Here is a 25,633-nt window from a genome sequence, read left to right as displayed (position 1 = left end):
CACGGCCCCGACCACCAGGAACACCATGGACCCCCGACAGGAACTCGTCGCCTACCTCCGACGGCAGCTCGTCGGCCCGGTCGACGGCGAACACGAGACGCTCGACGCCCCGCCCGACCGGCAGTACCTCATGGGCACCCTGTACCCGCAGGAGGCCGACCTCCAGCGCCAGCTGGACGTGGCCGCCGAGGAACTGGAGGGCGCCGGCACCGAGGGGCGTGCCGAGGACACCGCGCCCGCCACCGACCCGGTTCCCGAGTCCAACTCCTGGCTGCCCTCCTCCCTCGGGTTCAGCTTCTACACCGACGCGGACACCGTGGAGATCGAATGCTCCGCCGCCCGCTACGAGACCCGCGCCCGCACCGGTGAGCGCGGCCGGAACTGGCAGCGGGTCCCGCTGCCCGCCGAGACGCACCGGCTCGCCCCGGGACAGGATCACGTCACGGTTCTGGACGGACGCGCCGAACTCCGCGTCCGCCGACGCGTCTTCGGCACCGGCCGGCTCGTCACGGTCGCCCTGGTCAACGCCGCCGCGCACGAACCCGACCTCGGCAAGGCCGCCCACTGGGACCGGATGCTGTTCCAGGTCGAGCTGCGCGCCCGGCCCGTGGACGGCAGGGTGCTCCAGTACCCGAGCGTCCGCCTGGCCAGCCGCGACCCGGAGGAGCAGGAACTCCGCCTCCAGTACCGGCACATCCGCACACACGCCGTCGGCCACGGATGCGCCGTCGCGGAACGGTACGACGACGCCGGCGAACAGGTGACCGAACTGAGCGCCGCCGTCATGCCGGAGGCCGAGGTCACCGGCGTACGGGCCGCGGGGCTCAGTGGCTCACCGGTGCTCGATCTCCGCCACCTCGCCGATCCCGCCGTACCGGTCGAGCAACTCCGGGAAGAGCTGGCCGAGTTCGCGGCCGACTACCGGGCGTGGTACGTCGGACAGCTGAACGCGGACGTGCCCGGGTGGGGGCGCGAGGCCGCCACCCGCGTCCTCGACCGCATCGGCACCGCCGTCACCCGCATCGAGTCGGGCGTCCGCACCCTCTGCGACCCGCGCCGCCCCGAACTGCTGCACGCCTTCCGCGCCGCCAACCGGGCCATGGCCCTGCAGATGCGCCACTCCGCACCCGACCTCGCCGGCACCCGGCGCTCCCGCGGGGAAGCCGCACCCCTCGATCCGGAGCCGTACCCGGGCGCCACCTGGCGCCCCTTCCAGCTGGCGTTCTTCCTGCTCGCCGTGGACGGCACGGCCGACCCCCGGCACGCGGACCGGGACGTGACGGACCTGATCTGGTTCCCGACCGGCGGTGGCAAGACCGAGGCGTATCTGCTGCTGGCCGCCTTCACGATGGTGCTGCGCCGGGGACGGCCGGACGGCGGGGGCACGGCCGTGCTCAGCCGGTACACCCTCAGCCTCCTCACCACCCAGCAGTTCCAGCGCGCCGCCGGCACCGTCTGCGCCCTGGAGACGCTGCGCCGCGCGGACCCGGCGGCGTACGGCGAGGAGCCGTTCTCCATCGGTCTGTGGGTGGGCGAGACCACCACCCCGAACACGTACGACAAGGCCCGCACCGCCTTCGAGAACGCCCGCCAGGCCGCCCAGCCCGACGACGTCTTCATCCTCGACCGCTGCCCGTGGTGCGGCACCCGCATCCTGCCCGCCCACAAGTCGCCCGACATCGGCGAGTACGGCGTGCGCGCCACGGCCGACTCCTTCGCCTTCTTCTGCCCGCGCCAGGAGTGCGTCTTCCACGACGAACTGCCCGTCGCCGTCGTGGACGAGCACCTCTACGACCGGCCGCCGACGTTCGTCCTCGGGACCGTGGACAAGTTCGCCCGGCTCGCCTGGGAACCGCGCGCGGGCCGCCTGTTCGGCGCGAAGAGTGGGGGCGGCGCGGACAGTGGGGGCGGCGCGGACAGCGCGGGCAGGGCGGACGGCGCCGGCAACCTGCCGCCGTCGCTCGTCATCCAGGACGAGCTGCACCTGCTCACCGGCCCGCTCGGCACCACCGTCGGCCTGTACGAGTCCGCCGTCCTCGGCCTGTGCGCCGGCCCCGACGGCACCGGACCGAAGGTGGTGGCGTCCACGGCGACCATCCGCCGCTCCGGGGAGCAGGTCCGCGCCCTGTACGGCGGAGGCGTCCAGCTCTTCCCGCCGGCCGGACTCGACGCCCGCCACTCCTACTTCGCGGAACCCGACACCTCCAAGCCCGGCCGCCGCTACCTCGGAGTCATGGCCCAGGGCCATACGGCGGGCCGCGCCGCCGTCGCCACCGCCGCCGCCCTGCTCCAGGGAGCGTGGGAGCTGCCCGAGGAACACCGGGACGCCTACTGGACCCTGGTCGCCTACCACCACAGCCTGCGCGAGCTCGGCCGCACGGTCACGGCCGCCGCCGACGACATCCCCGCCCAGCTCGCCGGACTCGACACGGGCAGCGGAGTACGGCCGTTGGCGGACAACCAGGTGCAGGAACTGACCAGCAACCTCCCGCGTGCCGAGCAGCCCGTCCTGCTGGACCGGCTGGAGAAGGACTGGGACGACCCGCAGTCGGTGTCCTTCCTGCCCTGCACGAACATGCTGTCCGTGGGGGTCGACGTCAAGCGGCTCGCGCTGATGCTGATGCAGGGGCAGCCCAAGACGACCGCCGAGTACATCCAGGCCACCAGCCGGGTCGGCCGGCACACCGTGCCCGGCCTCGTCGTGACCTTCTTCAACGCCACCCGGCCCAGGGACCGTTCGCACTACGAGACCTTCGACGTGTACCACCGGTCGCTGTACCGGCACGTCGAACCGACCAGCGTCACCCCCTGGTCCGTGCCCTCCCGGCGGCGCGCCCTGCACGCCGCACTGGTCGTCCTCGTACGGCACCGGCTCGGGCTCGCCGCCGAGAACCAGGCCGGGCAGGTTCTGGACCGCCTCCCCGACCTGGAGGCCCTCGCCGAGGAGCTGGCCGCGCGGGCCGAGGCGGCCGACCCGGCCGCCGGTGACGCCGTCCGCAAGGAGATCGCGGGACTGATCGCCGACTGGGAGGACGCGGCGCGCGAGGCCCGCAAGGACGGCCGCGAGCTGTACTACCGCAGCCAGGGCAAGGGCCAGTCCAACCTGATCAAGAGCTTCGAGCAGAACTACGGCCTGTGGGAGACACCGAACTCCATGCGCAACGTGGACCGGGAATGCCAGGTGACGGTGAAGGGAGCCGACCTGTGAGCCGCACACTGCGGGTACGCCAGTCGCAGACGGTGGTGCCGTTCGGCGTCGGAGCCGTCTTCGACATCCAGGGCGAGTCCTTCGTCGCCACCGGCATCGGGGACTGGCCGGCCAGGGGCAGGCAGAAGCTGGAGTCCCCGCGTCTCGCCTCCCGGCTGGGCGTCACCGGTTTCTACGCCGCACCGGCGACCGCGAACGACCGCTTCGACGTACCCGACGCGCCCGGAGCGCCGTACATCCGCTTCCCGTCCTGGCTGTTCTGCGGCTCCTGCCGCCGGATGAAACGCTGGCGGATCGCCGACGAGAAGCCCGGGCAGCCGCCGCGCTGCCCGTCCTGCTCGCCGGCGCGGACGCTGGCGCCCATGCGGTTCGTGCAGATCTGCCAGGCCGGGCACCTCAGCGACGTCGACTGGTGGTTCTGGGCCCACTCGCGGCGCGACGCCGGGGAACGACGACGGTGCGAGGAGCGCGACAGACTGCGCTTCCTCGTCTCCGAGCGGGCCTCCGGCCTCGAGGCGCTCTCCGTCACCTGCACCGCCAAGGGCTGCGGCGCGTCCCGGGACCTGCTCGACATCCTCGGCACGCACGGCATGCGCTGCTCCGGCCGCAACCCGTGGCAGCGGGCGAACGAGCGGACGGAGTGCCCCCGGCCCGTACAGATCGTGCAGCGCACGGCCGGCAACCTGTACTACCCGATCGTCCACTCGGCACTCGACATCCCCGAGTCCGACGTACCGGCGGACCACGGCGACGAGGGCCTGGCGGCCAGGGTGCGGGAACACGATCTGTGGGTGTCGCTGTGCCGGGTGGCCGCCACGCCGCGCGCGGGGGTGTTCCGGACGATGATCCAGGAGGACACCGGCGCCGACGACGCCCTCATGGACGCGCTGCTCGCCGAGGAGACGGGGCAGCCCGTGCCCCCGCCAGGCGCCTCCCCGGACGCCCCGGTGTCCGACGCGCAGGCCGCGCCCGCCCGCCCCGACCTCAGCCGCGAGGAGTGGGCCGCCTTCACCGCGCCCGTCCCGCCCGCGACCCGGGACTTCGCGCTGCGCGAGACCACCCTCGGACTCGCGGGGGAGACCACCGACCCGTGGGCCGCCGTCAGCCGCCGTTTCGGCCGGATCGTCCTCGCCGACCGGCTCCGCGAGGTGCGCGCCCTGTCCGGCTTCAGCAGGGTCTCCCCGGACGCCACCGCCGTACCGGCCGACACCGCCCGCCGCCTCAAGTGGCTGCCGGCGGTGGAGGTGTTCGGCGAGGGTGTCTTCCTCACCCTGGACCGGGCCGAACTCGCGAGCTGGGAGGCGGACGCGGACGTACGGAAGCGGGTCACCGGCATGCGGACCGACCTCGCCCGCTCCTTCCAACGGGACCGCCTGGAGGCCCTGACCGGCCCGGAACTCGCGCCGCGCTTCGTCCTCCTCCACACGCTCGCGCACCTGCTGATCCGCCAGCTCTCCTTCGAGTCCGGATACACCACCGCGAGCCTGCGGGAGCGCGTGTACGCCCGCCCCGAGCAGGACCAGTACGGCATCCTCGTCTACACCGCGGCAGGCGACGCCGAAGGCACCCTCGGCGGGCTGGTCCGCCAGGGCGAGCCCCCGCGACTTGCGGAAACACTCCTGCGCATGACGGAGGCCGCCGCCTGGTGCTCGGCCGACCCGCTCTGCGCCGAGCACACCGGCCAGGGCTTCGGCAACCTCAACCGCGCGGCCTGCCACGCCTGCGCCCTGCTGCCCGAGACCAGCTGCGAAACCGGCAACACCCTCCTGGACCGCGCCCTCGTCGTCGGCGGCGAGCACGTACCCGGATACCTGGAGCCCATCGTCACCGCCGCACGCGCGGCCGCCGCCGACGCACTGGAGGAGACGTGACCCTCACCTACCTCGACCTCACCCCCGAACAACGGGCCGGCCTCGACGCCCTGCCCTTCGACGGCAACCATCTGATCAGCGGCCCGCCGGGCAGCGGCAAGAGCCTGCTGGCGGCACAGCGGGCCCTCATGCTCGCCCTCACCGGCACCCCGGTCGCCGTGCTCACCCGTTCCAACCTGCTGCGCCAGTCGCTGGCCGCGACGGTCCACGCCCTGGGCACCGCCGACCGCGGCGTACGCGTCACGACCGCCCACGCCTGGCTCGCCGAGTGGCACGGAGGCAAGGCCCCGCGCAGCGACGACGGCTGGTACGACTGGCACGCGCTGTACGAGCGGGCCGCCGACACCGGTCCTATCCCCGGCCTCACCCTGGTCGTCGACGAAGGCCAGGACCTGCCGCCCGAGTTCTACCTGCTCTGCCGGATGCTCGGGGCCCGTACGACGGTCTACGCGGACGAGTGCCAGCGCCTCACCGACACCCACTCCACCCTCGCCGAGATCGCCCGGAACCTCGGCCGCTGCGCCCGGCACGAGCTCGACGGCAACCACCGCAACACCGAGCAGATCGCGTCCTTCGCCGCCCACTTCCACACGGGCGCCGGCGCACCGGCCCTGCCCGCCCGGCAGGGGCCGCCGCCGCGACTGCACCGCTTCCACGAGCGCGGCGCCGCGGACCTGCTGGCACTGCTGGCGGAGCGGCACCCGAAGGACACCATCGGCGTCGTCGTGGGTTCCAAGCACACCCAGTTCTCGCTGCTCGGCAGCCTGACCCGCCGAGCGCCACGACTGAAGCCCCAGCTCTACACGTCCGAGGCGAAGGGCGGCCAGTACCGCAACCTCGACCTCGGCCGCCCGGGCATCGTCATCGTCCACCGGGCCAGCGCCAAGGGGCTCGGTTTCGACACGGTCGTGATCCCCGACACCCACACGGACGCGGCCGGCGACCCCTCCGCGGCCGCCCTGCGCATGACGTACTACGTCCTGGCGACCAGGGCCCGGCGCGAGCTCCACCTCGGATACGAAGGGGAGTCGGAGCCTCCGCTGCTGGCCCAGGTGGGCAGGGGCGAGTTGATGCGCGGCTGAGGGAGCGGTCGGAGGGCGGGGGTGGGGGAGAGCGACGACCCGAGAGGCATGTTGATCAGCGGATTCCGTTAATGCGTACCATGTGCAAGTGCGCAGCAGTGACTACAGCCTCAGGACAGCCACCCCCGCCGACCTCGACGGTGCCCGAGCCGTCATGCTCGACACCGTCTACCGCGACTTCGGCACGGGCTACGTCCCGCGCTGGCACGGCGACATCGTCGACCCGGCCGGCGCGTACCTCGCGTCGGAGCGGCACACCCTCCTCGTCGCGGTCGACGAGGCCGGCGAGGTCGTCGCCACCGGCGCCCTCGACTCCCGCGGTCCCGTACACCCGCCGAACCCGCGCCACGTCGCCGAGCGCTACCCCTCCGGCGTGACCGCGCAGCTGCGCCGCGTGTACGTCCGGCCCGAGCACCGTCGGCGCGGGCTGGCGCGGCGACTCGTCGACGAACTGCTCGCGTTCGCCGTCGCGGACGGCGGATACCGGGCCGTCTACCTGCACACCGACCCGGCCGTCACCGGCGCCGAGCCGTTCTGGCGGTCGCTCGCCAAGGTGGTGCACGACGAGCGTGAGGACGCGGGCGGCGGGCAGGGGATCGTGCACTTCGACGTGCCGATGGAGCGAGGGTCGGCGGAGCGAGGCCCGGCAGAGCGAGGGCCGGTGGGGCCAGAGGTGGCGGAACCAGGGGCCGCGGAACCAGGGGCGGCAAGGTAATGGAAACGGTTGCCATGTAGGCTCCTGCTCGCCGCCGCCTTCGCCCGACCCGCTCCCGCACACCCGATCGATCCGAGGACCATGCGCTCCCACCGCCGCTCCCGGCTGCTCGCCCCTCTCCTGCTCATACCGCTGATATCCAGTTGCTTTGCCTCGGGCGGCGACGACTCCGGCTCCGGCTCCGGCGACGACGCCGACGGCTCCCGCCTCCGCGTGGCCCTCGCCTTCCCGCCCGCCGAGAACCTCTCCCCCTACGGCGCCGACGCCACCCTCCTCAGCCGCCTCGCCGTCACCGAGGGCCTCACCGCCCTCGACGCCAACGGCTCCGCCGCCCCCGCGCTCGCCGAGTCCTGGCGGCGGGACGGCGAGAAGACCTGGGAGTTCACCCTCCGCGACGCCACCTTCCAGGACGGCACCGACGTCACCCCGGCCGCCGTCGCCGACTCCCTCACCCACGCCACCGACGCCGAGCCCGCGCCCGCCGCCCTGGCCGGCGTCACCCTCACCGCCGAGGCCGGAGGGGAACGGACGGTGCGGATCACGACCTCCGCGCCCGATCCCGTGCTGCCGCTGCGGCTCTCCAGCCCCAGCCTCGCCGTGCTGTCCGCCAAGGCCTACGCCGACAAGAACCGCGTCGACCCCGTCGGCACCGCCACCGGACCCTTCGAGCTGACCAAGGTCAACGGCGCCACCTCAGCCTCCCTCGACCGGTTCGACGAGTACTGGGGCGGCCGCGCCCAGGCCTCCGGCATCGACGCCCGCTTCATCGCCGACGGCACCGCCCGCGCCAACGCGCTGCGGACCGGCGAGCTCGACATCGCCGAGGCCGTCCCCGTCTCCCAGGCGGCGACCCTCGACAAGGACACCCGGCGCGACACCGCCACCACCCGCACGACCAGCCTGCTCCTCAACGCCTCGTCCGGGCCCTTCGAGGACGCCGGGCTGCGGGCCGCCGCCCGCGCAGCCGTCGACACCCCGGTGTTCGCCAAGGACGTGTACGAGGGGTACGCCGACCCCAGTGCCGGCATCTACGGGCCCGCCGTGACCTGGGCCGAGGGGAAGCGGACCGCGCCCGTCGGACGCGCGGCGGCCGCGAAGCCCGGCGGGGACACCATCGACCTCGCCACCTACGACAACCGGCCCGAGCTGCCCGAGGTCGCCCAGGTGGTCAAGCAGCAGCTGGAGAAGGCCGGCTTCAAGGTGAAGCTCACCGTCCGCGAGTACTCGCGGCTGGAGGGCGACGCGCTGGAGGGGAAGTTCGACGCGTTCGTGCTGGCCCGGAACACCCTCCTCGACACCGGCGACCCCGTCGCCGTCCTCGCCAGCGACTACACCTGCGACGGCGGCTTCAACATCGCCCAGCTGTGCGACAAGGACGTCGACGCTGCCGTGGCCGAGGCGGAGAAGATCGCCGACACCGCGAAGCGGCAGGACGCCGCCATGGCCGCCGAGGCCCGCATCCTCGGCAGCGACGCCGTCGTGCCGCTCGTGCACCAGCGGATCATCACCGGCGTCGCCGACTCCGTACAGGGCGTGATCCTCGACCCGTACGAGCGCACCCTCGTCGGCACCGGCACGCGGCGCTGAGCCGTGCGGCAGCAGGTGGCCACCGCGGTGTGGCGGGTCGTCCTCGCGGCGGGCCTCGTGTGCGGGATCGGGCTGCTGCCGTGGCTCACGCGGACCGATCCGGCGTACACCGTCCTCAAGGCACGCTCGGCCGAGCGCGAGCCCACGCCCGAGGTGCTCGCGGACGTCCGGGAGCAGCTCGGACTCGACGGGGGCCCGCTGCACGTGCTCACGCGGTGGCTCGGCGGGCTGCCGCGCGGTGACGCGGGGCAGTCGTGGATCTCCGGGGGCGACGTCCTGCCCGACGTGCTCCAGGCGCTCGGGGCCTCCCTGCTGCTCATGACCGCCGCGCTCCTCGTCGCCGCCGTCACCGCCGGACTCATCTGCGCCCGCACCCTGCGGCTGGGCGCCCGGCGGCGGCTCGGCGGGCGCCGGCGGGGCGGCACCGCGTCCGCCGTGATCGCCTCACTGCCCGAGTTCCTCGTCGCGTCCGTGCTCGCCACCGTCGTCGGGGTGCAGCTGGGCTGGCTGCCCGCGCTGGGGTGGTACGGGCTCCAGTGGACGATCCTGCCCGCACTCGCCCTCGGGCTGCCCGCCGGGGCCGTGCTCGGGCGGCTGCTCGACGACCTGCTGCCCGGCGCGTTCGGTGAGCCGTGGGCACTGGCCGCCGCCGCCCGGGGACTGACCGGGCGGCGCATCGCACGGCAGGCGCTGCGGCGGTGCGTGCCCGCGCTGCTGCCCAACCTCGGGCTGTTCGTCGTCGGCCTCACCGGCGGGGCCGTCGCCGTCGAGCAGGTCTTCGACATCCCCGGCCTGGGCCGCACCACCCTCCAGGCCGCCCTCGCCCAGGACCTGCCCGTCCTCCAGGCCGGTACCCTCGCCCTCGTCCTGCTCGCCGCGCTCGCCACCGGTGCCACCCGCGTCGCCGCCCACCTGCTCACCGGGCCCGCCCTGCGCGACGGCGCCCTGTCCTCCCTGCACCGGCCCGCCCCGCCCGCCGGCGGGCTGCTGCCCCTCCTCTACGGGGCCGTCCTGCTCGCCGTCATCGGGCTCGGCCTGACCCGTGATCCGCTCGCCCTCGCCACGGGGGAGCGGTTGCGGGCCCCCTCCCTCGAGCACCCCTTCGGCACCGACGCCCTCGGCCGCGACCTGCTCGCCCGCGTCGGTCACGGCGCCTTGGACACCCTGCTCCTCGCCTCCGCCATCAGCGCCGCCGCGCTGCTCGCGGGCGTACTCCTCGGGCTCGTACCCCGGGTGTCCGCGCCGCTCGTCGACACCGTCAACGCCGTACCGCCCGTACTCGCCGCCCTCCTCGTCACCGCCGTCGCGGGCAGCGGGGCGGCCACACCCGCGCTCGCCGTGGGGGCCGTGGCCTGGGCGCCGCTCGCCGCCCACACCTCGGCGCTGCTGCGCCAGGAACGCGCCACCCTGCACATCACGGCCACCCGGGGCCTGGGTGCCGGGCGCTGGTACCTGCTGCGGCGCGAACTGCTGCCCGCCGTCCTGCCGCCCGTCCTGCGCCACGCCCTGCTGCGGCTGCCCGGTGTCGCCCTCGCGCTCGCCTCGCTCGGCTTCCTCGGCCTGGGCGCCCAGCCGCCGTCCCCCGAGTGGGGTCTGCTCCTCGCCGAGAACCAGCCCTACGCCGAGCGCGCCCCCTGGGCCGTCCTCGCCCCCGCCGCCGTCCTCGCCCTGCTCGGCGCGCTGGCCGTCACCGCCGCGGGCGGCCTGCGTCCCCCTCGGTGGCGAGCTCGTCGTACGGAATCCGTCGTCAGCCGACAGCCCGCCGCCCAGAAGGAACCGACCGCACTCCGATGATCTCCACCTCCACCGGCCGGCGCGTGGGGGCGGCCGGCCGCGGCGCCCCGCTCTCCCCGCTGCTCCGGCTGCTCATCCTCACCCAACTCGCCTTCAACATCGGCTTCTTCGCCGTCCTGCCCTTCCTCTCCGAGCATCTCGGCGGGGCCATCGGCATGGCGGGGTGGCTGGTCGGGTTCGTGCTCGGGCTGCGCACCTTCAGCCAGCAGGGGCTGTTCGTGGTCGGCGGGGCGCTGGCCGACCGGTACGGCATCCGGCCCGTCGTGCTCGCCGGATGCGTGCTGCGGATCGCCGGGTTCGCGTGGCTCGGGTTCGCCGAACGGACCTGGGCGGTCGTCGGGGCGGTGCTGCTGATCGGGTTCGCCGCCGCGCTCTTCTCGCCGGCCGTCGAGTCCGAGGTCGCCCGGCAGGCCGTCGTCTGGGAGGAGGAGGGCGGCGGGGACCGGACCAGGGTGCTCGCGCTGTTCACCGTCGCCGGGCAGGCGGGGGCGTTCGTCGGGCCGCTGCTGGGTGCCCTGCTGCTGGCCGTCGACTTCCGTACCGCGTGCCTGGCCGGGGCCGGCGTCTTCGTGCTCGTCCTCGCCGGGCACGCGTGGCTGCTGCCGCAGCGCATACCCGGGCGGGCCCAGGTGCGGGTCAAGGGCGGGGCGCGGCTGCTGCTGCGCAACCGGCGCTTCCTCGCGCTGTGCTGCGCGTACGGCGCCTATCTGCTCGCCTACAACCAGCTCTACCTGGCGCTGCCCGCCGAGGTGGAGCGGGCCGCCGGTTCACAGGCGCCGCTGGCCTGGATGTTCGCGCTGTCCTCGCTGCTGGTGGTGACCGCGCAGCTGCCGGTGACCCGGTGGGCGGGGGCGCGGCTGGCGCCACGCCGGTCGATGGTGGCGGGGCTGGCGCTGATCGCGGCCGGCTTCGCCGTCGTCGCGCTGGCGCGGCCCGCCGGGTGGACGGGGACGGGCGGGCTGGTGCCGGCCGCCGGGTTCGTCGTCCTGCTCACCCTCGGGCAGATGCTGGTCGCGCCCGTCGCCCGCGCCTGGGTGCCGGACCTCGCCGAGGAGGGGCGGCTCGGGCTGTACACGGGGGCGCTGTCCTCGGTCTCCGGGCTCATCGTGCTGGCCGGCAGCTCCGCGACCGGCCTGCTGCTGGACAGCGGGCTCCCGGCCGCCGTGCCGTGGCTCGTCCTGGCCGCCGTACCACTGGCGGCGGTGGGGTTGCTGCCCCGGCGCCACTGAGCCCTTCGGCACGCCGGTACGCGGGCGCTCCCTCGCCCGTGATCCAGTGTCCAGCGGTCTCCGGAGACCGTCCCCGGCCGTGGAGCGCGTCGGCCTGCACGCCCGCCCCCGCGCCGGCGGTCCACGCCGCCGGCAAGGCCGCCTCACCTCTGAGCGAGGAGATCCGGCGCCACCGTGTCCGGGGCGTCCTTCTCCCGCGGCGTCCGCCGCCACAGCCACCGCACGTCCCGCCCGAACGACCAGGCCAGCAGCCCCAGCGCCGCCAGCACCACCCCGGCGTTCGCCGTCCGCGGCAGCAGGGACGCGCTCGCCAGCAGCAGCAACACGCCCTGCAGCGCGGCCACCGTCTTGCGGGCGGTGCTCGGCGGCAGCGGGGCGGTCAGCCACGGCCACAGGCGGGCGGCGGCGACGAACACGTAGCGCATGCCGCCGATCAGCAGGACCCACGGGCCCAGGTCCAACGCGACGTACACGCTGAGCACCAGGATCAGGAACGCGTCGACCTCCATGTCGAACCGGGCGCCCAGTGGCGAGGACGTGCCGGTGCGGCGGGCGACCTTGCCGTCCACGCCGTCCAGGATCAGGGCCACGGCCGTCAGGCCGACGAGGAGGGAGACGGGCGGTGCGCCGCGGAAGGAGTCCGCGACCAGCGCCGTGACCCCGCCGACCAGGACGGCCCGGCCGAGGGTGACCCGGTTGGCGGGGCCGAACGACGGCAGCCGGGAGCGGTGCAGGGCCCGGGAGAGCACCGCCCAGGTGGCGAACGCGAACGCGAGCCCGGTCAGCCAGCCGGCCGTGCCCATGCCGATCGCGGTGCCGAGCAGCGACAGGAGCAGGATCTGCGCGCCCGCCCCCACCGCCGTCTCCTGCTGAACGGGCCTCGCGTCGTACGCGTCGTACGTGTTGTTCAGGGCCACCGAACACCCTCCGGCCGAGTGACAGAGTCGATCAGCGCCGCTACCTTGTGCGCGGCTCGTGCGTCCCTCGGTACGTGAGCGGCTTCCCGATCGTTCAGGAGGACATCCGATGACAGGCACCGCACACGCGTTCTGGCTCGACGCGCCGGGCCGGGGCGTGATCCGCGAGGTACGGCTGCCCGAGCCCGGGGCGGACGAGGTGCTCGTGCGGACGCTCTACAGCGGGGTCAGCCGGGGCACGGAGACGCTCGTCCTCCGCGGCCGGGTGCCCGAGAACCAGTACGCGGCCATGCGCGCGCCGTTCCAGGAGGGCGACTTCCCGGGGCCGGTGAAGTACGGCTACCTCAACGTCGGAGTGGTGGAGGAGGGGCCGGGGAACCTCGTCGGCCGTACCGTCTTCTGCCTCTACCCGCACCAGACCCGGTACGTCGTCCCGGCCGCCGCCGTCACCCCGGTGCCCCCACAGGTCCCCGCCGGGCGGGCCGTGCTCGCCGGCACCGTCGAGACCGCCGTCAACGCCCTGTGGGACGCGGCGCCCCTGGTCGGCGACCGGATCGCCGTGGTCGGCGGCGGCATGGTCGGCTGCTCGGTGGCCGCACTGCTGGCCCGATTCCCCGGCGTCCGCGTCCAGCTGGTCGACGCCGACCCGGCCCGTGCCGGGGTCGCCGAGGCGCTCGGCGTCGGCTTCGCGTCGCCCGCCGACGCCCTCGGTGACCTCGACCTCGTCGTCCACGCCAGCGCGACGGAGGCGGGCCTCGCCCGGTCACTGGAGCTCCTGCGGCCCGAGGGCACCGTCCTCGAACTGAGCTGGTACGGCGACCGGCGCGTCGCCCTCCCCCTCGGCGAGGCCTTCCACTCCCGGCGCCTGACCCTGCGCAGCAGCCAGGTCGGCACCGTCTCCCCGGCGCGCGGCGCCACCCGCACGTACGCCGACCGGCTCGCCCTCGCCCTCGACCTGCTCGCCGACCCGGCGCTCGACGCGCTCGTCACCGGCGAGTCCGCGTTCACCGAACTGCCGGACGTGCTCCGAGGGTTGGCCGCCGGTGAGATCCCCGCCCTGTGCCACCGGATCCGGTACGCCGACGAGGGCCGCGGTGACTGACCGCTGACCAGCCGTCCCCTCCGGGGCGGCATCGGCGCCGGACCCTGAGAAGAGACGTGCGGGCCGCTGAACAAGGGAAGGCACCGGGCCGTAATAGACGGCACCCCCGCGCAGCGATCGGCGGGGGATCAGACGTGCCACACCTGGAGGGTCGTCCGTTGTTCAGCATCACCGTCCGCGATCACATCATGATCGCCCACAGCTTCCGCGGCGACGTCTTCGGGCCCGCGCAGCGCCTGCACGGAGCGACGTTCCTCGTGGACGCCACCTTCCGGCGCGAGCAGCTGGACGAGGACGACATCGTCGTCGACATCGGGCTGGCCACCCGGGAACTCGGTGCCGTCGTCGGCGAGTTGAACTACCGCAACCTCGACAACGAACCCGACTTCGCCGGCGTCAACACCTCCACCGAGTTCCTGGCGAAGGTCGTCGCCGACCGGCTCGCCGAGCGCGTGCACAAAGGCGCGCTCGGGGAAGGGGCCCGGGGGCTGGCCGGTCTCACCGTCACCCTGCACGAGTCGCACGTCGCCTGGGCGAGTTACGAGCGTGCGCTGTGACCGGCACGTCCACCGGCACGTCCACCGGCACGGCGGCCGGGTGGCCTCGGCCCACCTGCGTCCCTGGGCGGACGTCCGCGCGGGCGTCCGGGCCGACGCCCGGGCAGGTGCCCGCTCCGGCGTCCGGGCCGACGGCCGGGCCGACGCCCGGGCATTTGTCCGTACAGGCGTCCGGGCAGATGTCCGCGGTGACTTCGTCCCCGAGGAGCGGGGGGATCATCCCCATGGCCCTGCGCTCGGTGCACTTCGTCATGCCGGGCGGAGTCGACGACCCGGCCGCGCCGAGCGGCGGCAATGCCTACGACCGGCGTGTGCGGCTCGACCTGCCCGGCTTCGGCTGGCGGGTGCGGGGGCTGCCGGTGGCCGGTGACTGGCCCCGGCCGGACGACGGCGCCCGCGCGGAACTCGCCCGCGTACTGCGCCGGTTGCCGGACGGTGCCGTCGTCCTCCTCGACGGGCTGGTCGCCTGCGGTGTCCCGGAGATCGTCGTACCGGAGACCGAGCGGCTGCGCATGGCCGTCCTCGTCCACCTCCCGCTCGGCGACGAGACCGGCCTCGACCGCGCCGTGGCCGCCGGACTGGACGCCCGCGAACGCGCGGTACTGCGCGCCGTCCCCGCCGTCGTCGCCACCAGCGACTGGGCGGTCCGCCGCCTCGTCTCCCACCACGGACTCGACCCGGGCCGCGTCCACGTCGCCGTCCCCGGCGCCGACATCGCGCCCCTCGCGCCCGGCACCGACGGCGTCTCCCGGCTGCTGTGCGTCGCCGCCGTCACCCCCCGCAAGGGCCAGCACCGGCTGGTGGAGGCCCTGGCGACCGTCACCGACCCGCAGTGGAGCTGCGTGTGCGTGGGCGGGCTCGGTCACGACCCGGAGTACGTCGACCGGCTGCGGGCACTGATCGCGCGGCACGGTCTGGAGGAGCGGCTGGTGCTCGCGGGCCCGCGGGCCGGCGCGGAGCTGGACGCCGCCTACTCCACCGCCGACCTGATGGTCCTCACCTCGTACGCCGAGACGTACGGCATGGCGGTGACGGAGGCCTTCGCGCGCGGCATCCCCGTGCTGGCCACGGATGTCGGCGGCGTTCCGGAGGCGGTCGGGCGCGCTCCCGACGGCGGGGTGCCCGGCATCCTCGTGCCGCCGGAGGACCCCGCCGCCCTCGCCGCCGAACTGCGCGGCTGGTTCGGCGAAGCGGACGTACGACGCCGGCTCAAGGCCGCGGCACGCGGTCGCCGCGCCGCCCTGAACGGCTGGGCGACCACGGCACGGAGCCTGGCCGCGGTACTGCACCGGCTGCCCGGCGAACCCCGGAGGACGGCATGAGGGAGACGACGGCGCCGGCCGCCCCGGGGCATTCCGGCGAACCTCCGCGCTACGCGCCCGAGTGGCTGCGGCTGCGCGAGCCCGCCGACGCCGCCGCGCGGGCGCGCGGCCTGCTCGACCCGCTGCGGATCCGCCTCGCCGGCCTGCCCGGGCGGGCGGACGGACTGGTCGTGCACGACGTGGGCTGCGGCACCGGCTCGATGGGACGCTGGCTCGCGCCGCTGCTCGACGGCGCCCAGCACTGGGTGCTGCACGACCGGGACCCGTACCTCCTGCACTTCGCCGCCGTCGCCGCCCCGCGCTCGGCCGCCGACGGCAGTCGCGTCACGGTCGAGACCCGGCGCGGCGACCTCGCCCGTCTCACCCCGGACGCGCTGACCGGCGCCGCGCTGGTGACGGCGTCCGCGCTCCTCGACGTCCTCACCACCGAGGAGGTCGGCACGCTCGCCGCCGTCTGCGCCTCGGCCGGCTGCGCGGCGCTGCTGACCCTCTCCGTCGCCGGGCGCGTCGACCTGACCCCCGCCCACCCCCTGGACGCCGAGATCGCCGAGGCGTTCAACGACCACCAGCGGCGCACCGGCCTGCTCGGCCCGGACGCGGTCACCGCGGCGACGGCGGCCTTCGCCGCGCACGGCGCCACCGTACGGACGCGCCCCAGCCCCTGGCGGCTGGGCCCGGGCGAGGCCGCGCTCACCGACCAGTGGCTGCGGGGCTGGGTCGGCGCGGCCGTCGAACAGCGCCCGGAGCTGCGGGAACGGGCCCCCCGCTACCTGGACGAGCGTCTCGCGTCCCGCGCCGCGGGGGAGTTGCGCGTCGTCGTCCACCACACCGACCTGCTGGCGTTGGGCCGGCCGGCGGGCAGGGCCTCGTGAGCGCACCGACCGTACCGGTGAGGGCCTTGCCGGCGGCGGTCGTACGCCGGGACACCGCGGCAACCGCCGGCCCCCCTGCCGGCGACCTTCCCGGACATCCTCCCCGCCGCGCCCGCCGCGCCCGCCGCGCCCACCTGGGCAGCCTCGCCGGCACCGCCGTCCTCGCCGTACTCCTGTGGCGGACGGGGACCGGTGTCCTCCTGGACGGGCTGCGCCGGATCGACGGGCCCGCGTTGCTGGCGGCGCTCGGGATCGGGCTGGTCACCACGGTGTCCAGCGCCTGGCGTTGGGCCCTGGTGGCCCGGGCGCTGCGCATCCGGCTGCCCCTCGGACCGGCCGTCGCCGACTACTACCGTGCCCTGTTCCTCAACGCCGCCCTCCCCGGTGGCGTCCTCGGCGACGTGCACCGCGCGGTACGGCACGGACGCGGCGCCGGTGACCTGGGGCGCGGTGTGCGGGCCGTCGTCCTCGAACGCGCCGCCGGACAAATCGTGTTGGTCGGCGTCGGCGTCGCGGTGCTGTTCACGGTGCCGTCCCCCGTGCGGGCCGCGACCCGGAGCATCGCACCGTTCGCGGGGATGGCCGTACTCGGCGCGCTCGCCGTCGTCCTCGCTCTGCGCGTGAACCGGGCGCCCGCGCGTCCGGACCCCGGACCGCAGCGGAAACCCGGGGCCCTGCGGACGACGCTCGCCGAGGCACGCGAAGGGCTGCTGTCCCGGCGCAGCCTGCCGGGGGTCCTCGTGTCGTCCGTCGTCGTACTGGCCGGGCACCTCGCGATGTTCGTCCTCGCCGCACGAGTGGCGGGCAGCGGCGCCTCCGTCGCCGTACTGACGCCGCTGGCCGTGCTGGCGCTGCTCGCCATGGGGCTGCCGCTGAACGTCGGCGGATGGGGGCCCCGGGAGGGCGTCACCGCCTGGGCGTTCGGCGCGGCCGGGCTGGGAGCGGGCATCGGGCTGGGCGTGGCCGTGGTCTACGGGGTGCTCTGCTTCGCGGCGAGCCTGCCCGGTGCCGTCGTGCTCGTCGCCCGCCGGCACGCGGGGCCGCGAGCTGGCGGCTCCGAGCCGGCGGCTCCGAGCCGTCGGCTCCGGGCCGCGCCGCGCGCGGGGGCCGCCCGACGCCACTACCCGGGCTCACCGTCCGACACCGTGCCCGCCACCGCCGTCAGCAGCGCGAAACACATCCCGAAGGAATCCGCGAGGCCGGCCAGCAGTTCCTTCCCCTTTTCCGCCGAACCCAGTGAAGGACGCCCGATGACACCGGATTCGGTATAGCCGGACATACCGAGGGAGAGCAGATGACGCCGGTCGTCCGCGACGAAATCGGCGGCCTCGTAACCGGGCCTGACGTATTCGGGGTGCGTATGCAGAAGAATGGAGGTCTCGATTTCCCCCGCGTGCATGTCGGTGAGCAGCGAAGTGGTCACCCCCGCACGTTCCCGCGCCGCTTCCCAGTCCTCCGCGGCGGGGAACAGCGCCATCCGCTCGCCGCGGGCGGTGGACTCCTGGACGACGTTCCCCAGTACGTAGTTTCCGCCGTGCCCGTTGACCACCACCAGGGCGTCGACGCCCGAGCGGCGCAGCGAGTCGGCTATGTCCCGTATCACCGCATGCAGGGTCACGGAGGAGATGCTGACGGTCCCCGGCCAGTCCGCGTGTTCGTGCGAGCAGCCGATGGTCACCGGCGGGAGCAGGTGCACCGGGTACGCGGCGGCGATCCCCCGTGCGACGGCGCAGGCGACGAGCGTGTCGGTCGCCAGCGGCAGATACGGGCCGTGCTGCTCGAAACTCCCCACCGGCAGCACCGCGACCTGCCGCGGCGCCCCGGAGCCCCGTTCGCGCACGTCCGCGCTCGTGTCCGCCGGTACCAGTGAAACGTCCATTCCCGCACGGCCTTTCGTCTCCGCCCGGCAATCCGCTGAGCCGTCTGCTGGGCAATCTGTTGAGCAATCTGTTGAGGAACGCGAGAATCATGACAGAAAAAATCGGTGTAATCGGCAAGAAAGTGTCGCAGCGGTCACGGCGCACGGACGTGGAACGCGTCGTGGTCACACCCCTGCCCACCGTGTACGGGGAATTCCGGGCGTTCGGCTATTTCGACCACGAGCGTGGCGAGGAGCAGGTGGCGCTCGTCCACGGCGACCCGGGCGCCGAAGGCGTGCTCACCCGACTGCACTCGGAGTGCCTGACCGGCGACGCCCTCGGCTCGCGGCACTGCGAGTGCGGCGACCAACTCGCCTCCGCGCTGCGGGCGGTGGCCGCCGCGGGCAGCGGCGTCGTCGTGTACCTGCGCGGCCACGAGGGGCGCGGCATCGGACTGCTCGGCAAACTGCGCGCGATGGCGCTGCAGGCGGAGGGCCTGGACACGGTGGAGGCGAACCTCGCCCTCGGCCTGCCGGTCGACGCCCGGGACTACGGCGTCGCCGCCCGCGTCCTGGAGGACCTCGGGGTGCGGTCCGTACGGCTGATGTCCAACAACCCCCGCAAACGGGAGGCGTTGGTACGGCACGGCATCCAGGTCGCAGAGCAGGTGCCGCTGCTGATACCGCCGTGCGAGAGCAACATCACCTACCTGCGGACCAAGCGGGAGCGGCTCGACCACCACCTGCCCCACCTGGACGCCGTGGCGCACCTGTCCTGAACCGTGCCGGCGACCGCGCCGTTTCAGGCCTCGTTGGCCGCCGTACGTGCCGGCGCGCGCCCCGGTCCGGGGAGTTCCGCCGCCACGCCCTCGCCGCCACCGCGGAATCCTGGTCCGGGGCGGCGGCGTGCGCGGGGAGGGCGGCCGGGGACCGCCCGGCGCCGTCAGGCCGTCACCGTCTCCGTCTCGCGCCGGGCCGCCTCCCGCCGGGCGTGCTCGCCCAGCTCCTGGGTCGGGACCTCGTGGGTCTCGCGGGCCGAGAGCGCGGCGATCACCGGCGGGACGCACAGTGCCGTCGTGAACAGGGCCACGGCGAACCAGTCGTCGCCGTCCGGACCGGCGATCCGCGCGGCGAAGGTCACCGCGAACCCGGCCACCGCGAAGCCGATCTGCGTACCGATCGCCACGCCGGACAGCCGGACCCGGGTGGAGAACATCTCTCCGTAGAAGGCGGGCCACACGCCGTTCGCGGCGCTGTAGACGACGCCGAAGGCGACGATGCCCGTGAGGAACGTCAACGGGTAGGAGCCGGTCGAGATCGCCCACAGGTACAGGAACATCGTCACCGCGCTGCCGGCCGCGCCGATCAGGAACACCGGACGCCGCCCGATGCGGTCGGACAGCGTCGCCCACAGCGGGATCGCGGCGAGCGCGACGACGTTGGCGAGGGCGCCCACCCACAGCATGGCGGTACGGGACATGCCGACCGAGTCACTGGTGGCGTACGCCAGCGCCCAGACCGTGAAGATGGTGCTGACCGAGGCGATGAGCGCGCCCGCGACCACCCGCAGCACGTCCGCCCAGTGGTCGCGCGCCAGCACGGCCAGCGGCATCTTCACGACGCCCTCCGTGGCGGTCTGCTGCGTGAAGGCCGGGGTCTCGTCCAGCTTGCGGCGGATGACGTAGCCGACGACGGCGACCACGACGCTCAGCCAGAACGGCACGCGCCAGCCCCAGGACAGCAGGTGTTCCTCGGGGAGCGCGGCGACGGGGAGGAAGACCAGGGTGGCGAGCAGTTGCCCGCCCTGGGTGCCGCTGAGGGTGAAGCTGGTGAAGAAGCCCCGTTTGTGCGATGGCGCGTGCTCGAGCGTCATGGAGTTGGCGCTGGCCTGCTCGTCGGCCGCCGATATGCCCTGCAGGACACGGCACAGCACCAGCAGGACCGGGGCGAGGGTGCCGACCTGGTCGCGGGTGGGCAGGCAGCCGATGAGGAACGTCGACACGCCCATCAGCATCAGCGTGAACACCATGATCTTCTTGCGGCCCATGCGGTCGCCGACGTGCCCGAGGAAGAACGCGCCGACCGGGCGGGCGGCGTACGCGACACCGAACGTGGCCAGCGACAGCAGGGTCGCGGTGGCCGGGTCGGACTCGTCGAAGAAGACCTCGGGGAAGATCAGCGCGGCGGCGCTGCCGTAGATGAAGAAGTCGTAGTACTCCAGAGCGCTGCCGATCCAGGCGGCGGTCGCGGCCTTCTTCGGCTGGCCGGGCGGGGCGGCGTCATGGGACGCGGGGGCGGGGACGGACACGGCGTTGCTCCTTCGGGGGGCTCCACGGCGGGCGGAGTGAGCGGAGGGGAGAAGTGCCGATCGGCTAATTAACCCACTGGGTAGTTAGTCGCGGTTGGGAAGGGATGTTGCGCGCACGTTTCCCGTGTGTCAAGAGGTCCCGGCGCCCCGCCGCCGCGGTGGTCAGTCGGCCGCGCGCTCCGCCGTCAGGTAGGCGATCACCATGTCGCCGAGCATGGTCCGGTAGTGCTCGCGCTGGTCCGGGGCGACCAGGTCGCGGCCGAACAGGGCGCCGAAGGTGTGCCGGTTGGCGACCCGGAAGAAGCAGAAGGAGCTGATCATCGCGTGCAGGTCGACGGCGTCGACGTCGGCCGTGAACAGGCCGGACCGCCGCCCGTCCGCCAGGATCCGGCGGATCACGTCGAGTGCCGGGGAGCCGATGCTGGCCAGCATCTCCGAGGACGCGATGTGCTCGGCGCCGTGGATGTTCTCGATGCTGACCAGGCGGATGAAGTCGGGGTGCCGCTCATGGTGGTCGAAGGTCACCTCCGCGAGGCGCCTGATGGCCGCCACCGGGTCCAGGTGCTCGACGTCGAGCTGCTGCTCGGCCTCCCGGATCACGCCGTACGCCCGCTCCAGCACGGCCGTGAACAGCTGCTCCTTGCCGCCGAAGTAGTAGTAGATCATCCGCTTCGTGGTGCGGGTGCGGGCGGCGATCTCGTCGACGCGGGCCCCGTCGTAGCCGGCCCGGGCGAACTCCCGCGTCGCCACGTCGAGGATCTCCGCCCGGGTGCGGGCGGCGTCGCGGGTGCGCGCGCCGGATCGTGCCGGTTCGTCGAGGCTGGTCATCGGGTTCCTTCGGCTGCGGGAGGAGGCTGAGGGGCGCGTGGCTGTGGGGCGTGGCTGAGGGGCGAGACTGCGGGCCGGGGGCGTGCCGGTGATTCTAGGAGCCTCCGCCTTCCCACACGCCCCGCCCTCCTGCTATGACTAACGTACTGGTTCGTACATTGGTCGCTCGGGCGGGAAAGCCCGAGCCGCGCAGGAGGTCGTCCCCGGTGGCCAAGGACTCGTATCTCGTCGGACTGATCGGTTCCGGCATCGGCCCGTCGCTCAGCCCGGCACTGCACGAGCGGGAGGCCGACCGGCAGGGTCTGCGCTACCTGTACCGGCTGATCGACATCGACACCCTCGGTGTCCCGCCCGAGGCGGTGGGCGACCTACTGCGCGCGGCCCGGGACCTGGGCTTCGACGGCCTGAACATCACGCACCCGTGCAAGCAGCTCGTCATCGAGCACCTGGATGCCCTCGCCCCGCAGGCGGAGGCGCTCGGCGCGGTCAACACCGTCGTCTTCGACGGCGCCGGCCGGGCAACCGGGCACAACACCGACGTCACCGGCTTCGCCGCCTCCTTCGCCCGCGGACTGCCCGACGCGCCGCTGGAGCGGATCGTGCAGCTCGGCGCCGGCGGCGCGGGCGCGGCCGTCGCGCACGCCACGCTCACCCTGGGCGCCGGGCGGATCACCGTCGTCGACGCGCTGCCCGAGCGGGCCGCCGCACTCGCCGCCCAGCTGAACCGGCACTTCGGGGACGGCCGCGCCGCCCACGCCGCATCCGACCGGCTGCCCGGGCTGCTGACCACGGCCGACGGCCTCGTGCACGCCACCCCCACCGGCATGGCCGCCCACCCCGGGCTGCCCCTGCCCGCCGCCGAGCTCCACCCCGGGCTGTGGGTCGCCGAGGTCGTCTACCGCCCCCTGGAGACCGAGCTGCTGCGCACCGCCCGCGCACTGGGCTGCGCCACGCTGGACGGCGGGGGCATGGCGGTCTTCCAGGCCGCGGACGCGTTCCGGCTGTTCACCGGGCGGGAACCCGACGCCGCGCGGATGCTCGCCGACATCACCGACCTGGCGGGCGCCCTCGGGGCCCAGCAGTAGGAAAGAGGCAGCCACGTGCGGACGTCCATCGCCACCGTCTCCCTCAGCGGATCCCTCACCGAGAAGCTCACGGCGGCCTCCCTGGCCGGCTTCGACGGCGTGGAGATCTTCGAGAACGACCTGCTGGCCAGCCCCCTGACCCCCGAGGAGGTCCGCGCCCACTGCGCCGACCTCGGGCTCACCGTCGACCTCTACCAGCCCATGCGGGACATGGAGGCCCTGCCCGAGGAGGAGTTCGCCCGCGCGCTGCGCCGCGCCCGGCACAAGTTCGAGCTGATGCGCAGACTCGGCGCGGACACCGTCCTGGTCTGCTCCAGCGTCTCCCCGCACGCCGTGGACGACGACGCCCTCGCCGCCGAGCAGCTGAACCGGCTCGCCGGCCTGGCCCAGGACCACGGCGTCCGCGTCGCCTACGAGGCGCTCGCCTGGGGCCGTCACATCAGCACGTACGACCACGCCTGGCGCGTGGTGAAGAGCGCCGGGCACCCCGCGCTCGGCACCTGCCTGGACAGCTTCCACATCCTCTCGCGGGGCAGTGACCCCCAGGGCATCGAGGACATCCCCGGGGAGAAGATCTTCTTCCTCCAGCTCGCCGACGCCCCGCTGCTCGCGATGGACGTCCTCCAGTGGAGCCGCCACTACCGCTGCTTCCCCGGCCAGGGCGGCTTCGACGTCGCGGGGCTGCTGCGGCACGTACTGCGCGCCGGCTACGACGGTCCGCTGTCCCTGGAGGTCTTCAACGACGTCTTCCGGCAGTCCGAGGCCGGCCCCACGGCCGTGGACGCCCAGCGCTCCCTGCTGCTCCTCCAGGAGACGGTCGGCCTCGCCGCGCCGCCCGCACCCGCCGCGCCCACCGGGGTCGCCTTCGCCGAACTGGTCACGCCGGACGCCGCCCCCGTCTCGGCCGTGCTCGGCGCGCTGGGCTTCGCCCGGACCGCACGGCACCGCGGCAAACCCGTCGACCTGTGGCAGCGGGGCGACGCCCGCGTCCTGGTCAACACCGGGCCGGCCGAACGCCGCGACGGCACCCGGCTCGCCGCCGTCGGCCTGGAGTCGCCCGACCCCGCCGGGGCGGCGCGCCGCGCCGAGGCACTGCTCGCTCCGGTGCTGCCGCGCCGCCGCGCCCCCGGGGACGCCCCGCTGGAGGCGGTCGCCGCACCCGACGGCACGGAGCTGTTCCTCTGTGCCACCGCACGCCCCGGACTGCCCGACTGGCGGGCGGACTTCGAGGACACGGGTGCCCCTGCCGACGCCGAGCCGGGCTGGCGCGTCGACCACCTCTCCCTCACCCAGCCCTGGCACCAGTTCGACGAGGCGGCGCTCTTCCACCGCAGCGTCCTCGGGCTGCGCCCGCAGGAGAGCGTGGACGTCGCCGACCCCTACGGCCTGCTGCGCAGCCGCGCCGTCACCACCGAGGACGGCGGGGTCCGTATCGTCCTGACCGTCGGCGCGGCACCCACCGACGACACCGCGCACGCCCAGCACATCGCCCTGGCCACGGACGACGTGGTCGCCGCCGCCCGCCGCTTCCGGGCCGCCGGCGGCGCGCCGCTGCCGATCCCCGCCAACTACTACGACGACCTCGCCGCCCGCTTCGAGTTCGCCGACGGCGAGCTGGAGACGTACCGGGAGCTGGGCATCCTCTACGACCGCGACGCCCACGGCACCTTCCGGCACTGCTACACGCACACCGTCGGCCGGGTCTTCTTCGAACTCGTCCAGCGCGACGGCGGCTACCGCGGCTACGGCGCGGCCAACGCGCCGGTCCGGCTGGCCGCGCAGCACGCGGTGCGGGGGTTCACTGGCGGCTGACCGTGCGGGTCAGGCCGGTGATCACGGTGGTCGCCAGGATCCAGCCCGTGACGATCAGCACGTAGGACAGCGTCTGGTACCCGCCCTTCGGGGCGAAGGCGTTCTCCTGGCCGAAGGAGATGACCGGCAGCAGCAGGTCCAGGGTGTAGAACACCGGATCGAAGTCGGGGGACTCCGCGGGCTTGAGGGGCGGCGGGTGGCGCAGCCCGTACGCGACGGAGCCGACCGCGAGGAGTGACAGCAGCCAGCCACCCGCGCGCAGCGGACGGAAGCCGTACCCGACCGTGACGTCCTGGAGGTGCCCCCACAGCCGGCCGTACCAGGGCAGAGTGCGACGGCGCCGCCGCTGCTTGGCGAGCTGGACCAGCCGGGCCGCGTCGTCGTCGCCGATCCGGCGGTAGGCGGCGGTCAACTGCTCGTAGGTGAAGGGCAGGTAGCTGTCGCCCTTCTCCAGCATCGGCAGCCGTCTTGTGGCGGGCTCGTGCGGGATGAGCGACGTGTAGGTGAGGTCGTTCAGCTGGACCCAGCCCGGTACCGCCTCCGGTTCGACGAACAGCACGTCCACCTGGGCGCGGCGCAGGTTCAGGGCGCCCTCCGGCCTCGGGCCCTGGCGCAGCCACAGTTCGCCGATCACGGAACTACTCGCGCGCAGCGCGGTCCCCCCGGGATTGGCCAGGCGCGCGTGCGAGAGGTCGAGACGGCCGGGTATGCGCGCGCCGCGCAGCTCCAGCCGGCCCCGCACCTCGGCGTGCCGCATCACCACGTCGGCCTCGGCCGCGAGCGTCTCGGCCTGCAGGGCGGTGCCGCCGGGATGATCCAGCACCGAGTCGGTGAGGTTGACCGCCCCGGCCACCCGTGCGCCGGTGAGCCGCACCTCGCCCCGGGCGCGCAGCCCGGGCGCCCACAGGTCGGCACCGAGGACCGCCTGGTTCAGCTGGAGCACCGGCCCCTCGGCGTCCGGCGCGTGGATCTCCGTGCTCTCCAGGTAGAGGCTCCCGGTGACCTCCGCCCCGCCGAGCCGCACCATCCCGCCGAACCGTGCGCGGGTCAGCCGCAGCACCCCCTCGACCCGGACGGCGTGCGCGATCAGCCCGGGCAGCACGGACTCGCTCAGGTTCACCTCGCGCAGCCGCCCCGCGTACAGCCTCGGCACCTCGTCGACGTGGCAGTGCCGCAGCCGCACGGGGTGGTCCACCGTCGCGTACTGCAACTCCAGCGGGCCGGTGACGCGCGCCCCCGCCAGACTGAGCGCCGCCACCTCGCCGTCCTCCTGGGGACCGTCCAGGAGCAGCGCCCTCAACACGCTCCCCCGTACGCTCCGTTCGGGGCCCCATGTGCCGCCGTCGGCCGGGTCCTCGTCGTCCGCGGCGCGGAAGTCCACGGCGGTTCCCGTGGCGAAGGCCCGCCAGACGCGCGCCTCGGCCGGTGTCAGGTCGTTGATCTCCATCGCGGGGACTCTGACCCGAACCGGCCGGTCGCGTCAACG

The 25,633-nt window shown here is 74.3% G+C and carries 18 protein-coding genes and 2 pseudogenes; 15 read left to right on the top strand and 5 right to left on the bottom strand.

Features of this window, described 5'->3' with window-relative positions:
* Window positions 1-25: 25 nt before the first annotated feature.
* The 7 genes and pseudogenes from ACP4J0_RS05065 (at window position 26) to ACP4J0_RS05035 (ending at window position 11,486) form a co-directional block, all read left to right on the top strand.
* On the top strand, window positions 26-3,208 hold the full coding sequence (locus tag ACP4J0_RS05065) for a helicase-related protein (protein WP_426597371.1): 3,183 nt from the start codon (window positions 26-28) through the stop codon (window positions 3,206-3,208).
* Complete coding sequence (gene drmB, locus ACP4J0_RS05060) at window positions 3,205-5,079, top strand: DrmB family protein (RefSeq protein WP_426597370.1); 1,875 nt, start codon at window positions 3,205-3,207, stop codon at window positions 5,077-5,079. The genes ACP4J0_RS05065 and drmB overlap by 4 nt, the downstream gene beginning before the upstream one ends.
* Window positions 5,076-6,161 carry a DNA helicase gene (locus ACP4J0_RS05055; protein ID WP_426597369.1) on the top strand — a complete coding sequence of 362 codons (1,086 nt, stop codon included), beginning with the start codon at window positions 5,076-5,078 and terminating at the stop codon, window positions 6,159-6,161. The genes drmB and ACP4J0_RS05055 overlap by 4 nt, the downstream gene beginning before the upstream one ends.
* An 88-nt stretch (window positions 6,162-6,249) precedes the next feature.
* Window positions 6,250-6,780 (top strand): annotated as a pseudogene (locus ACP4J0_RS05050) (GNAT family N-acetyltransferase); the annotation flags it as partial.
* Window positions 6,781-6,957: 177 nt separating this feature from the next.
* Window positions 6,958-8,463: an ABC transporter substrate-binding protein gene (locus ACP4J0_RS05045; RefSeq protein WP_426597368.1), complete on the top strand. Its 1,506-nt coding sequence runs from the start codon at window positions 6,958-6,960 to the stop codon at window positions 8,461-8,463.
* Between the two features lie 3 nt (window positions 8,464-8,466).
* On the top strand, window positions 8,467-10,257 hold the full coding sequence (locus ACP4J0_RS05040; protein ID WP_426597367.1) for an ABC transporter permease subunit: 1,791 nt from the start codon (window positions 8,467-8,469) through the stop codon (window positions 10,255-10,257).
* Window positions 10,254-11,486, top strand: coding sequence for an MDR family MFS transporter (locus ACP4J0_RS05035; protein ID WP_426597366.1), 1,233 nt, complete (start codon window positions 10,254-10,256; stop codon window positions 11,484-11,486). Before ACP4J0_RS05040 ends, ACP4J0_RS05035 begins: the two co-directional genes overlap by 4 nt.
* A gap of 143 nt (window positions 11,487-11,629) precedes the next feature.
* On the opposite strand, the gene ACP4J0_RS05030 is transcribed toward ACP4J0_RS05035, so the two are convergent.
* Entirely contained in the window at window positions 11,630-12,403 is a 774-nt protein-coding gene (locus tag ACP4J0_RS05030) for a CDP-alcohol phosphatidyltransferase family protein (RefSeq protein ID WP_426597365.1), read from the bottom strand.
* Window positions 12,404-12,512: 109 nt separating this feature from the next.
* Between ACP4J0_RS05030 and ACP4J0_RS05025 the strand changes: the two genes are divergently transcribed.
* The 5 genes and pseudogenes from ACP4J0_RS05025 to ACP4J0_RS05005 all read left to right on the top strand — a co-directional run.
* A complete protein-coding gene (locus tag ACP4J0_RS05025) occupies window positions 12,513-13,505 on the top strand; it encodes a zinc-dependent alcohol dehydrogenase (RefSeq protein WP_426597364.1) in 993 nt (330 codons plus the stop codon).
* A gap of 158 nt (window positions 13,506-13,663) precedes the next feature.
* The gene (locus ACP4J0_RS05020) at window positions 13,664-14,062 is read left to right on the top strand and encodes a 6-pyruvoyl trahydropterin synthase family protein (protein ID WP_426597363.1); all 399 of its coding nucleotides are present in this window, start codon (window positions 13,664-13,666) and stop codon (window positions 14,060-14,062) included.
* A gap of 179 nt (window positions 14,063-14,241) precedes the next feature.
* Entirely contained in the window at window positions 14,242-15,384 is a 1,143-nt protein-coding gene (locus ACP4J0_RS05015) for a glycosyltransferase family 4 protein (protein WP_426597362.1), read from the top strand.
* The gene (locus ACP4J0_RS05010; RefSeq protein ID WP_426597527.1) at window positions 15,312-16,256 is read left to right on the top strand and encodes an SAM-dependent methyltransferase; all 945 of its coding nucleotides are present in this window, start codon (window positions 15,312-15,314) and stop codon (window positions 16,254-16,256) included. The genes ACP4J0_RS05015 and ACP4J0_RS05010 overlap by 73 nt, the downstream gene beginning before the upstream one ends.
* A pseudogene (locus tag ACP4J0_RS05005) lies at window positions 16,253-17,188 on the top strand (lysylphosphatidylglycerol synthase transmembrane domain-containing protein); the annotation flags it as partial. The gene ACP4J0_RS05010 and the pseudogene ACP4J0_RS05005, both read left to right, overlap by 4 nt.
* A 188-nt stretch (window positions 17,189-17,376) precedes the next feature.
* Here ACP4J0_RS05005 and ACP4J0_RS05000 read toward each other — a convergent pair.
* The gene (locus ACP4J0_RS05000; RefSeq protein ID WP_426597361.1) at window positions 17,377-18,135 is read right to left on the bottom strand and encodes a creatininase family protein; all 759 of its coding nucleotides are present in this window, start codon (window positions 18,133-18,135) and stop codon (window positions 17,377-17,379) included.
* Window positions 18,136-18,224: 89 nt separating this feature from the next.
* Here ACP4J0_RS05000 and ribA point away from each other — a divergent pair, with 89 nt between their 5' ends.
* Window positions 18,225-18,893: a GTP cyclohydrolase II gene (ribA, locus tag ACP4J0_RS04995; protein ID WP_426597360.1), complete on the top strand. Its 669-nt coding sequence runs from the start codon at window positions 18,225-18,227 to the stop codon at window positions 18,891-18,893.
* A gap of 164 nt (window positions 18,894-19,057) precedes the next feature.
* Here ribA and ACP4J0_RS04990 read toward each other — a convergent pair whose 3' ends face one another.
* Together ACP4J0_RS04990 and ACP4J0_RS04985 are read right to left on the bottom strand one after the other, a co-directional pair.
* Window positions 19,058-20,422 carry an MFS transporter gene (locus ACP4J0_RS04990; RefSeq protein ID WP_426597359.1) on the bottom strand — a complete coding sequence of 455 codons (1,365 nt, stop codon included), beginning with the start codon at window positions 20,420-20,422 and terminating at the stop codon, window positions 19,058-19,060.
* Between the two features lie 162 nt (window positions 20,423-20,584).
* Window positions 20,585-21,250, bottom strand: a complete 666-nt coding sequence (locus ACP4J0_RS04985; RefSeq protein ID WP_426597358.1) for a TetR/AcrR family transcriptional regulator — start codon at window positions 21,248-21,250, stop codon at window positions 20,585-20,587.
* 206 nt (window positions 21,251-21,456) lie between these two features.
* Here ACP4J0_RS04985 and ACP4J0_RS04980 point away from each other — a divergent pair, with 206 nt between their 5' ends.
* Both ACP4J0_RS04980 and ACP4J0_RS04975 read left to right on the top strand, forming a co-directional pair.
* Window positions 21,457-22,335, top strand: a complete 879-nt coding sequence (locus ACP4J0_RS04980; RefSeq protein WP_426597357.1) for a shikimate dehydrogenase — start codon at window positions 21,457-21,459, stop codon at window positions 22,333-22,335.
* A 15-nt stretch (window positions 22,336-22,350) separates the two neighbouring features.
* Window positions 22,351-24,147 (top strand): bifunctional sugar phosphate isomerase/epimerase/4-hydroxyphenylpyruvate dioxygenase family protein, encoded by a 1,797-nt coding sequence (locus ACP4J0_RS04975; protein WP_426597356.1) that lies wholly within the window; start codon window positions 22,351-22,353, stop codon window positions 24,145-24,147.
* Here the strand turns inward: ACP4J0_RS04975 and ACP4J0_RS04970 are convergent.
* A complete protein-coding gene (locus tag ACP4J0_RS04970) occupies window positions 24,134-25,594 on the bottom strand; it encodes a membrane-associated oxidoreductase (protein WP_426597355.1) in 1,461 nt (486 codons plus the stop codon). The genes ACP4J0_RS04975 and ACP4J0_RS04970 overlap by 14 nt on opposite strands.
* Window positions 25,595-25,633 lie beyond the last annotated feature (39 nt).

Source organism: Streptomyces sp. WG7, from assembly GCF_049975785.1.
Classification (GTDB): domain Bacteria; phylum Actinomycetota; class Actinomycetes; order Streptomycetales; family Streptomycetaceae; genus Streptomyces.
This window is presented reverse-complemented; position numbering and strand designations above follow the sequence as displayed.